The sequence below is a fragment of the Pelomonas sp. Root1444 genome (genome assembly GCF_001426885.1).
Taxonomy (GTDB): Bacteria; Pseudomonadota; Gammaproteobacteria; order Burkholderiales; family Burkholderiaceae_C; genus Pelomonas.
The window spans coordinates 211-11,188 of the sequence record NZ_LMFP01000023.1; the positions used below are offsets into that span (position 1 = coordinate 211).

A 10,978-nucleotide genomic window follows, 5' to 3' on the forward strand; every position below is an offset into this window, starting at 1 on the left:
GTGGACCTTGCCGGGCTGGCGGCAGAAGCGGTCCCAGATGGACTCGCCCTTGCCGTCCTCGAAGGCGGCGCCCTCGATCTGGGCGGCGGCGGCGGCGACGCCGAAGACGAAGTCGGCGGGGAAGGGGCTGGAGTAGGTCAGTGCAGTCATGGGGTCAGCGGTGGGCTTGCGGCGCCAGCCAAGGGGTCAAGGTGGATTCCAGGCTGCGCGCCCAGATGTCATAGCCCTGCTCGCTCAGGTGCAGCCAGTCGGGCAGGATGCCTTTGGACAGCGTGCCGTCCGGGTTGGTCAGCGCGGGACCGACGTCGAGGAAGAAGACCTGGCGGCCATCGGCCAGCGCCGGCAGCAGCGCGTTGATGCGGGCGTTATGGCGGCGCAGCGCGCCGTCGGGCTTCTCGTCGCGCGGCAGCAGCGCCAGCAGCAGCACCTTGGCCTGTGGCTGGCGCTGGCGGATCTCGTCGAGGTTGCGCCGGATGCCGGCCACGGTCAGGGCCGGGTCTTCCAGCCGCTCGCCGGTGTTGTTGGTGCCGATCAGCATGACCACCACCTTCGGGCTCATGCCAGCCAGCTCGCCGTTCTGCAGACGCCACAGCAGGTTCTCGGTGCGGTCGCCGCCGAAGCCCAGGGCGACCGCGTTGTACTTCGCGAAATGCCGGGCCCAGGCGGCCTGGCCTTCCTTCTCCCAGCCCTGGGTGATGGAGTCGCCGACGAAGACGAGGTCGACGTTCCGGCCGGCGTCGCGGTGGGCCTTGATTTCTGCGAGCTTGGCTTCGTGGCGTGGCAGCCACCAGTCCACCGCCCACGCCTCCTGCAGCGGCTCGGGCGTGACGGACTGGGTGCGGTAGTCCGGGCAGGCGGTCGTCGCTTGGCCCTTTCGGTTGAAGCGCAGGTTGGCGATGCGGACTTCGCCGCTGCCGGTGGCCTGCAGTGCGAAGGGCGCAGGCACGGCACCGAAGTCGTCACCGTCGCGCCAGAAGCATTTCAGCGCGAAGGCGATGTGCCGGCGCCCCTTGCCGATCAGCTCGCGGCCGGCGAACAGGAAGGGGACCTTGCGCTCGCAGTCCTTGCCGCAGCCGAGCGCGAACTTGAGGCCGCCATGGGCGAGGTCGACGACGTTCAGGTCGAACTCGACGGTGCCTTCGCGCAGGTAGGGCTCCAGGTTCAGCGGTGCGCCGCCCTGCCAGCGCGCCTGGGCGATCCAGGAGTTGCTGAACTGCAGCGTCAGCGCGCCGTCGTCGCCGCGGCGGGCTGCGACGTGGCTGTTGGGCACGCGCGGGTTGGCCGGCTTGGGCACGGTGACCCGGTCGGCATCGAGCTTGGCCTCGCCTTCGAAGTCGGTGATGGTGACGGACCAACCGGGTGCGGGACGGCCGTTGTCGAGGTCCAATGACTGCGCTGTCAGCGGCAGCAGGGAAAGCAGGGCAAGGAGGAGGCGGTTCATCAAAAGTCCTGGGCTCGCAGCGTGCGTGACTGGCCGGGCTTGAGGCGGAGGGCAATCACGCGTTCGCCCACGCGAACGCTGCCGCCGCCGCTGCCGGCCACCGAGCGCACGATGGCGCTCGTGACGCGGCCGTTCGCCCAGCGGATGTCGACCTCGAAGCCGCCGCGCGCGCGCAGGCCTTTGACCGAGCCGTCAGGCCAGGCCGCGGGCAGGGCGGGCAGCAGTTCGAGGGCGTCATCATGCGATTGCAGCAGCATCTCGGCGATGGCGGCGGTGGCGCCGAAGTTGCCGTCGATCTGGAACGGGGGGTGAGTGTCGAACAGGTTGGGGTAGGTGCCGCCCTGGTTGACTTCGCTGCCGGCCAATGCGGTGCGTGCGCCGGGCGTGGCCAGCAGGCCGCGCAGCAGCTGGTGCGCGTGCTCGCCATCGCGCAGCCGCGCCCAGTAGGCCATCTTCCAGGCCATGGACCAGCCGGTGCTGACGTCGCCGCGGGCCTCCAGCGTCTTGCGCGCCGCGGCAGCCAGCTCGGGCGTGCGCTGCGCGGAGATCTGCCGGCCGGGGTAGAGGGCGAACAGGTGCGACACGTGGCGGTGCGTGTCCTTCGGTGTGTCGAGCACCGGGTCGTTCAGCTCGTCGTGCCATTCCAGCAGCTGGCCCCAGCTGCCGACGCGCGGGCCGGCGAGGCGGTCGCGCAGCGACGCGGCACGCTGCTGCGCGGCGCGGTCACCCAACACCGCGGCGGCCTGGGCCATGTTGTCGAAATGGTCCCACAGGATCTGCTGGTCGTAGGCGATGCCGTCCTGGATGGGCCCGTGCTCGGGCGACCAGCCGTTGGGGGCGACCAGCCTGCCGTCGGGCGTGGCCTTCAGCCTGTCTTCCCAGAACTCGCCCACTTCCTTCAATACCGGCCAGGCGACGTTGCGCAGGAAGGCCTTGTCCTGCGTGAAGGCGTAGTGCTCCCAAAAGTGGCGGGCATACCAGGCATTGCCCGTCATGTTCCAGAGATAGGTCTGTGCGCCGAAAGGGTTGGTCGCGGTGCGCAGCGTCCAGCCGCGCATGGGCTTGCCGGTAGCGGTCAGGAAGGTCTCTTGCGGCGGCTGCACCGAGTTGTCCCAGGGCGGGGTCTCGGGCGGCAGGGCCTTGGGGTCCTTCAAGGCGAGGGCGGCGCGCTCGCCCACTGCGCGGCGCCATTCGGGGATCAGGCTCTGCACGAAGCGGTGCAAGGGCCGGGCTGCCTCGGCCAGGTTGGTCGGCTCAGCCGGCCAGTAGTTCATCTGCAGGTTGATGTTGCTGTGGTAGTCGGCGTTCCATGGCGGCTGCAGGCTGTCGTTCCACAGGCCTTGCAGGTTGGCGGGCAGTGAATCCCGCGAGCTGCTGATCAGCAGGTAGCGGCCGAACTGGAAGTACAGCGCCTCCAGCTCGGGGTCGCCGCCGTGCCTGGTGTAGGCGGCCAGCCGGGCGTCGGTGGTCAGCGCGCGGCGCTCGGCCGGGCTGGTGCCGAGGTCCAGCTGCACGCGGCCGAGCAGCGTCCGAACGTCGCGCTCGTGCGCGGCCTGCAGTTGCGGCCAGGGCTGCGCGGCGGCGGCGCTCACCTGGACCTGCACGCGCGGCAGCGGCGGCTCGCCACGGAAGCGCTTCGCGGCGTCGGGCACGTAGCTCGTGCCGGCGCCGAGCACCAGCGTCAGCGCGTTGCAGTTGCGAAAGACCAGCGTGTTGCCGTCGATGGCGACGCTGCCGCCTTCATGCAGCACGCGCAGCTGGCTGGCGTAGGCCAGGCCGTTGGGCAGTGCGCCGACGGCGGTCAGCGTCTTGCCAGCGGCGGACAGCGCGGCGCCGTGGCGGTCGGTCAGCGTGATGCGGCCGTTGTAGCGGCCGGGCTTGTCGGCGCTGAGTCGCCAGACGATGACCTGGGCCGGGTGGCTGGCGAGGGTCTCGCGCTCGAAGCGCACGCCGTCCTGGCGGTAGCTGAGGCGATGCCGGGCGCGCTGCAGGTCCAGCTCGCGGCGGTAGTCGGCCACGGGCGCACCAGCGCCGTCCAGTTCGAGGACGACGTCGCCGAAGGCCTGGAAGGCGCCGAGGTTGCGGCCGTCGCCGGTCCACAGCGTGATGTCGTTGAATTGCAGGCGGTCGCGCGCGACCTGGCCGAACAGCATGGCGCCGATGCGGCCGTTGCCGATGGGTAGCGCCTGCTGTTCCCAGCCCTGCGGCGTGTCGGGCGCGGGCTTGTCGTAGTGCAGCAGCCCGGCGGCGTGCGCAGGGCGCAGGGTCCACAGCAGGAGCAGCGCAACGACGACATGCAACCACAGTTGCGTTCCGTTCAGCCGGAGCAGGACCGGGCGAGAGGCTTGGTTCATGCGCGCGGCTTGCCGATGATGACGCCCCGGCCTTCCGGGGCGAGATAGATGACGCCGAACTCCAGCGGGTCGGCCGCCAGCGCGCCGAGCCGGCCGTAGCGGTGGCGGTCGTCGTCGATGCGCTGGAAGCTGGCACCGCCGTCGGTGGAACGGAACAGGCCTTCGACCGGATTGCCGCCGACGAGGACGCGGCCCCAGACGTAGACGGCGTGGTCGCTGGCGCCCGCTGCCGCCTTGCCCACGGCCACGCGCCAGGGCTCGGCCACGGCGCGCAGCGTCTGCGCCTTGGCATCGGCACCGGCGATGTGGAGCAGGCCGCCGGGCGTGGCCAGCCACAGGTCGCGCGGCTTGCCGGGTGCCGAGATCAGCTGGGCGCCCTGCCAGGCCTGCAACTTGGGCAGGCCGGTGATGCTGGGCTGGAAGCTCGCGCCCCCGTCGACACTGACGAGGACGCGGCCATTGGCGCGGTCGTGCACGTAGAACACGCCTTCGACGGCACGGTCCGCCACCGGCGTCGACACGAAGTCGCGCTCGTCCGGCCAGCCGGTGCAGGCAGTCCAGCTGCGGCCGCGGTCGCGTGAGAACGTGGCCGGTTGGCCCTGGCGCGCCCACACGAAGAACCCGCCCTTGGCAGACAGCGCGATCTGCCCGGCCGCGGCCCATTCGCCGGGCTTCTGGCCCAGCTGCGGCGTGGCCGCGAAGGGCCGCCAGCTTGCGCCGCCGTCCCCGGACCAGTGGCCGCCGGTGGCATTGCCGTCCACCGTGCGCGCGAGGATGCCGGGGTTGAGCTCGGCATAGGCCAACGAGCGGCAGGTCTCGCCGGCCGGCAGGAACAGGCCGGTCTTCGGGCCCTGCCCGATGTCGTCCCAGGCGGCGCCGGAGACGTCGCCCATGGCGGCCAGCAGCGCGGCACCGCCGGAGGGGCTTTCCAGCCCGAGCACGACGGTTTCCTCAAGGTTGTCGACCGCGAAGGCCCAGTTCACCCGCGCGGCGCCGAGGTTCGCGGTCATCCACAGGCCGTAGCCGGTGCCGTAGACGGCGCGCTCGCCGTCGAACGGGTCGATCTTGATGTCGGCGATCCAGTGGCCCAGCGGGCGGCGGTCGCGCTGGTAGGCCTGCAGCCAGGGGTGGCGGGTGGCGTCGAAGCTGGAGCGCGGGCTGAGCGGGGTCCAGTTGGCGCCGTGGTCGTCGGAGATGAAGATCTCGTCGCCGGCTCCCCAGCGCTCGATGGTGGACACGACGAGCCGGCCCGGGCGGCGTGCATCGACGTCGAGGCCGGCATAGCCGAAGGGCTGCGCCGCCGTCGGCTTGGCGGGCGTGATGTCCAGCCAGCGGCCCTCCGGCGTGCGGCGCCAGACGCCGCCGGTCTTGGCATGACTGGGGTTGACGATGGCGCCCGCCTCGCCCGCGGCCAGGCTGACGTAGAGCGAGCCGTCGGGACCGAAGGCGGCGCGCTGCGGCGCCTGGGCCGGCAGTTCGGCGATGCGCTTGAAGCTGCTGCCGGCGTCCGTGGAGACGAACAGGCCGGGCTGGTCGTGGCTACCGGCATAGATGGTGCGCGAGCCCTGCCCGGGCTCGCCGCTCTTCGCATCGAACAGCACGAGGGACACGTGCTTGGCCGGGAAGCCGCTCACGCGCGCGAAGCGCTGGCCCCGGTCCGAGCTCTGCAGCAGGCCGTCCTCCGTGGTGCCCAGCAGCAGCCGCTCGGGGCGGTTGGGGTCCACCTGCAGGCGCTCGCCCGAGCCGCGTCCGGGGCCGTTGCCGGCGAGCTTGAGGCCCAGTTCATGTGTCTGCCAGGTCGCGCCGCGGTCGTTCGACGCGAGCAGTGCCGCATTTCGTGCCCACTGGCCGGTGTAGAGGCCGCAGGCCGCGTAGAGCCGGTTTGCGTCGCCGGGGTCCACGGCGATGCTGAGCACGCCCATCAGGTCGGCGTCGGCCTTGCCGAGATGGTCCAGCAGCGGCAGCCAGCGCTGGGCAGCGGGGTCGAAGCGGTAGGCGCCGCCGACGTCGGTGCGGGCGTAGAGCAGGCCTTGCTCGCGCGGGTGGAACACGAAGCCGTCGACGAAGCCACCACCGCCGAAGGTGAGGCTGCGCCAGTCATAGGCGGGGGACGGGTTCTCGGCGGCCCAGGCAGGCAGGGCGGCGAGCAGGCCGGCGGCCTGCAGCAGTTGGCGGCGCTGCATCGCGGAAGTCCTCAGCGGGGGCGGCCCATGCGGACCTTGAGCATGACGGGCTCGGCGGGCAGGTTCAGGCCGTAGTCGACCTGGTCGCCGTTCCAGACACGCTCCATGACCCAGCGGCCCTGGTCGTCGAAGTGGCCCTGCTCGGCGCGCAGCATCATGCCGCGGGCACCCGCCTCCGGCTCCATGCGCACGCGCACGCGGTGGCCGATGAGGATGAACTCGTCGGGGCCGATCTGGGCCATTGCCGCACCGCCGGCGGGTTGCTCGGTGCCGGCCGCGGGTTGGGCGAATTCGCCGCCCCAGCTCGGCTCGCCGAAGCGGCCCAGGCGGTAGGTCAGCTTGGCCGTCCAGCCGGGGAAGTCGAGCTGCTGCGGCTTGCGGTCGTCGCCTTCGCCAATGCCCCGGGTGCGCCCCTCGAAGGCCCATTGCGCCCACAGCCGCTGGATGGGCGCGAACATGCGGTAGACGCGCTCGAACGGTTCGACGATGGTCTTGTCGGTCGCGGTCGCGCCCAGCGGGTGGTTGCTGTAGTCGAAATAGTCGATGCCGAACGGCGACACGCCGATCGCGCCGCGGCCCAGCATGGCGTAGAGGAAGCGGCCGTAGGCCGGCTTGGTGCCGATCTCGGGGATCCACAGCGCGTTGTCCGGGCGCTGGAACAGGCGCAGGTTGGCGTTGACCTGCTCGGACTCGGGCCGGTAGATGTCGGGCGCGACGATGTCGACGGCGGGTGCGGCGGCCTTGTAGATGTCGATCACGTCCCAGCCCGGGCCGCCGCTGGCGAAGTTCTTGTTCCAGGGCCTGGGCGGCTGCTCCAGCGGGTCGCGCAGCGCGTTGTTGACGAACATCGGCAGGTCGTAGACGGCCTTGCCGGCCGCCGCGATCTCGCCGATGTAGCGGGCGATGGCCCAGGCGTGGAAATACTCGTCGGCATAGTCGCCGTAGACCTCGCGCCAGGTGCCCGAGGTCGCGTGCTTGGCGGCGCCGACGGGCTTCTGGCGCGCCAGCACGGCGGCCGGCACGGGCTGCTCGAAGGCGGCCTGCGCGGCCGGGGCGAAATCGCGCACCAGGCCGTAGGTGCCGACCTCGTTTTCGACCTGCACCATCAGCACGGTGCGCTCGGTCGAGTCGATCTTCTTGAGATGCGTCATCAGCGCGACGAAGGCGCGCTTGTCGGCTTTCAGCGTCTCGGTGCCGAAGGGGCTGAGGCTGTAGTTCGCCTTGCCTTCGCGATCCATGTTGAACGGAAAGCGCTGGGGGTCGAGCTTGACCCATTCGGGCGTGTACTGGGCGCTGGTGTTCTTCCAGGTGCCGAACCACAGCAGCACCAGGTGCTTCTTCTGCTCGCGGGCCTGCTTGACCAGCGTGTCGACGAAGCTGAAATCGAACCTGCCTTCCTCGGGCTCCACCTGCTCCCAGGCCACCGGCATCAGCACCGTGTTGGCCTTGATGTCCTTGGCGGCCGTCCACACCGGTCCGAGGCCGGCGGGGTAGTTGCTGGAGTTGTGCGCTTGCGCGCCAAGGATCAGGAAGGGCTTGCCGTCAACCAGCAGGGCGTGGCGGCCGTCCTTGGAGACGAGGCGGGGCAGTTCGGCGGCCGTCGCCAGCGTCGCAGCTGACGCGAGGAGGGTGATAAGCAGCTTGCGCATCGTGTTCGAAGGCGAGTTAAAGAAAGCCGGTGGCGACTGAAGCCGCCACCGGCTAAGCCAGGTCAGAACGTATAGCTCGCACGCACAACGTAACGCGGACCGGTATAGAACGCTGCGCGCGTCATCATGCCGATCTGCTGCTGCATCAACTGGCGGTTGACGGTACTGGTCAGGTTCTGGCCTTCCAGGCTGACGCTGAGTTGGTCGCTGATCTTGTATGACACGCCGCCATCAAGTTGGCCGTAGTCGTCGTTCCAGGTTGGCAGTGCCCAAGCCACGCCGTTTCCGCTGGCATCGCGGCCGTTGGTGCCGTTGGTGCCGTTGACTTTCACGCCCTGCAGGTACTTGGAGCGCCAGCTGTAGGCCAAGCGTGCCGACAGCTTGCCGTAGTCATAGATCAGCGCCAGGTTGTACGAGTTGCGCGAAATGCCCACCAGCGGCAGGTTGCCAAAGACGCGGCCGTCCGTGTCGCAGCCGTTGATGTTCAGCTGCAGGTTGTTGGCATCTGCGCTCGTGCCGCTGCACATCGTGCCGGTGATCGGGTTGTAGGGCTTGGTCTTGCTGTCGATGTAGGTGTAGTTCGCCTGCACGCCAAAGCCGGCCAGCCAGCCGGGCAGCATGTCGAGGTAACGCTGGAAGGCCAGTTCAACGCCGCGCACATGGCCCTTGGCACCGTTGACCGGGGTGGTGACGGTGAAGTCATAGACCGTGCCATCGGAACCTGTGAGTTTGGTGATGGCGGTTTGGTTGACGATGACATCCTTCAACTGCTTGTTGAACAGGGCGGCAGTGATGGAGCCGCTCTTGGAGAAGTACCACTCACCGGTCAGATCAAGCTGGTTGGACTTGATCGGCTTGAGCGCAGGGTTGCCGAGCGACTCGCCCGTCATGTCCCAGCGGCCGACGACGACCTGGTTGCCGGTGGTAGTTTTGTCCGCGGCGGACAGCTTCATGTTGGTGTAGGCCATCAGCTGAGAGAAGTCCGGCCGAGCGATCGCCTGCGCCCAAGCAAAGCGGAACTGCAGATCATTCCGGGCCTTCAAACGCAAATTCAGGCTGGGCAGCACATTGTTGTATGCACCGGTGTAGTCGATGGGCGTTGCGAACGCGGTCAACGTCGGCTGCGGAACGCCGCCTGCAGTCTGGCCAGCGCTCAAACCGTTGTCGATGGTGAACAGGCTGTAGCCTTGGGCCGTCATGTCCGTGCGCACAAGGCGCACGCCCACGTTGCCGTCGATTGGCAGGTTCCAGTCGTCGAGGTGGAAGCGCGCCTGCGCATAGGCGGCTTGGCTCTTCTCCTCTTGGAAGTTCTTGCTGATCGGGTCCGTGCCATAGGTGGACGGTGTCCAGGTCGTTCCCGTCCAACTCGGACACTGGCCCGCGCCATAGATGTCCTCACAAGAGGCGATTGCGTAGTTGTGCAGCTTTTGCCAGTCAGCGGGGTATCCGCTCTTTGCCAGCGAGGCGACCGGCATCAGCAGGCTAGGCATGCTCACTTTGCCGCCGAAGAAGCCGTCGAAGTTGTGCTGATAGACGCCGCTCGAGAAGCGCGGGTCGCTCAAGCGGGCCAGATCTTTGATAGCCCAGCCGGTCTGCCAGGTCTGCGAGATGGCGGCCCAGTGATAGCCACGCGTCCAGGCTTGGCCTCCAGGAATGGAGCTGACGACGTTGTCGGCGCTGCGGTCGGTGATGCGCAGACCGAAGCTGATGTCGTCCCAGACCGAGTTGTCGAAGCTGAACGTCGCGTCGCCGCGCCAGACGTTGGAGCGTGCCTTGCTGCCTTCCTGGTACTCCATCGTGTAACCCCAGTAGTTGTTCGCGGGGTTCAGGAGGGCGGTTTGGAAGGCCGAGTCGTAGACCAATCGCGGCGTGGACCCAGACAAGTCCATCGACTCCGTGCTCATCAGCAGACCGGTCCCGACCGTGTAGTCTTGAGCGCGGGTCTTGGAGCGGATGATCTGCAGATCACTGCTGAGCGTCCATTGGTTGTTGGGTTTCCAGGTCAGGTTCCAGGACAGGTCGCGCGTGTCGGACTTGCGGGTGGCGTAGCGGGTGTCGGCACCGAAATTGACGGCGCCGAAATCCGATCCGCCGGCGTTGTAGAGAGTTCCCTTGACCAGCACGTTGTTGCCATCGACGGCATAGCCTGGCTGCAGGGCCAGGTCGTAGGGAGTACCCGCCTGGCCGAAGTTGGCCGTTTCGGTCCAGTCCATTTTGTACTTGGACTGGAAGAGCGTCAGCGAAGACTGCAGCGAATCCTTGCGCCACTGAAGCGCGCCATACAGGCCATCACGCTTGCGCTCGAACTCCAGCGTGCGCCAAGCCAGGCCCCGCGGTGCCCAAACGGTGCGTTGGGTCGAGCTGTCGGAGCGATCGGCATCAATCAGGAAGTAGGGCTCGACCTGGACTGTGTCATTGCGCGTGCGGCTTTCAGAGTGCGCCAGGCTGAGCAGCGCGCCAAACTCGCCGAGGTCGGTCTTCCAACGATTGGAGAGGAGCGCTGATCCAGAAGGAGACCAGCGTTTCTGCAGCTTGGACAGCGTACCGTCCACGGACACTGCGGCCTTGAAGCCGGGGTAGTCGAAAGGCATGGCCGTGCGCAGATTGACCAGGCCGCCGATGGCGCCTTCGATCTGCTTGGCGGACGGGCTCTTATAGACGTCGACGCCTGCCATCAGCTCCGGCGGCACGTCCTCAAAGTTGAGTGTGCGACCACCGTTGGCTGAGAAGGTGTCACGGCCGTTCAGCTCCGAACGCACCATGCTCAGGCCGCGGATGTTGACGCCGGAGCCTTCGACCGAATAGTGCTCAGGATCGTTCTTGGCCATCGTGCGATCGATGGTCACGCCCACGATGCGTTGCAGCACCTCGGTGACGGAGCGGTCGGGCAGCTTGCCGATGTCGTCGGCGACGATGGAGTCGACGATTTCGTCGGAGTCTTGTTTGATCTTCTGCGCCGATTGCAACGCCGCGCGGCGGCCGCTGACGACGACGGTCTCGAGGTTCTCGGTCTTGGCGGCGGGCGCCGAGGCGGCGGTCGCGGGCGCGGCTGCGGTCTGGGCCATCGCCAGGCCGCTGCAGAGCAGCGCGGCCTGGGCGGCGGCAAGGGAAACGGCGGTTCTCTGGTACTTGTTCATGGTGTCTCCTCTGGTTCTCATCTCGGGCCGGAAGGCCCTGTTGGGGGTGACGGGGCGGGTGATGGTGGCGGCGTCAACATCGCCGGCGTGCGCGGGCGGTGGAGCCGTGGCGGGTGGGTCTTGTCATGGCAGCTGGGTGGCGACCTGCGCAGGTCAACCGCAAAACTTGTTCACCCAGTTCTCCAACACCTCCTGGCGGCCGGAGACGGGAGCG

The 10,978-nt window shown here is 68.5% G+C and carries 6 protein-coding genes; all 6 read right to left on the bottom strand.

Annotation, left to right across the window (positions count from 1 at the left end; genetic code table 11):
• Positions 1-150 (bottom strand): family 1 glycosylhydrolase (locus ASD35_RS28585; protein WP_162254474.1); only part of this gene is annotated, 150 nt, incomplete at its 3' end.
• Between the two features lie 4 nt (positions 151-154).
• Positions 155-1,441, bottom strand: coding sequence for a GDSL-type esterase/lipase family protein (locus tag ASD35_RS15975; protein WP_056875956.1), 1,287 nt, complete (start codon positions 1,439-1,441; stop codon positions 155-157).
• A complete protein-coding gene (locus ASD35_RS15980) occupies positions 1,441-3,795 on the bottom strand; it encodes a glycoside hydrolase N-terminal domain-containing protein (protein WP_082580204.1) in 2,355 nt (784 codons plus the stop codon). The genes ASD35_RS15975 and ASD35_RS15980 overlap by 1 nt, the downstream gene beginning before the upstream one ends.
• Positions 3,792-5,978: a hypothetical protein gene (locus tag ASD35_RS15985; RefSeq protein WP_056875957.1), complete on the bottom strand. Its 2,187-nt coding sequence runs from the start codon at positions 5,976-5,978 to the stop codon at positions 3,792-3,794. The genes ASD35_RS15980 and ASD35_RS15985 overlap by 4 nt, the downstream gene beginning before the upstream one ends.
• Before the next feature lie 11 nt (positions 5,979-5,989).
• Positions 5,990-7,627, bottom strand: a complete 1,638-nt coding sequence (locus ASD35_RS15990) for a DUF5597 domain-containing protein (protein WP_056875958.1) — start codon at positions 7,625-7,627, stop codon at positions 5,990-5,992.
• A 62-nt stretch (positions 7,628-7,689) separates the two neighbouring features.
• Positions 7,690-10,764, bottom strand: a complete 3,075-nt coding sequence (locus tag ASD35_RS15995; RefSeq protein ID WP_056875959.1) for a TonB-dependent receptor — start codon at positions 10,762-10,764, stop codon at positions 7,690-7,692.
• Positions 10,765-10,978: the final 214 nt, after the last annotated feature.

Bases quoted from the DNA above. Each gene is read 5' to 3' on its own strand.
- ASD35_RS15980 (WP_082580204.1), bottom strand. From the start codon at position 3,795: ATGAACCAAGCCTCTCGCCCGGTCCTGCTCCGGCTGAACGGAACGCAA.
- ASD35_RS15975 (WP_056875956.1), bottom strand. From the start codon at position 1,441: ATGAACCGCCTCCTCCTTGCCCTGCTTTCCCTGCTGCCGCTGACAGCG.
- ASD35_RS15985 (WP_056875957.1), bottom strand. From the start codon at position 5,978: ATGCAGCGCCGCCAACTGCTGCAGGCCGCCGGCCTGCTCGCCGCCCTG.
- ASD35_RS15990 (WP_056875958.1), bottom strand. From the start codon at position 7,627: ATGCGCAAGCTGCTTATCACCCTCCTCGCGTCAGCTGCGACGCTGGCG.
- ASD35_RS15995 (WP_056875959.1), bottom strand. From the start codon at position 10,764: ATGAACAAGTACCAGAGAACCGCCGTTTCCCTTGCCGCCGCCCAGGCC.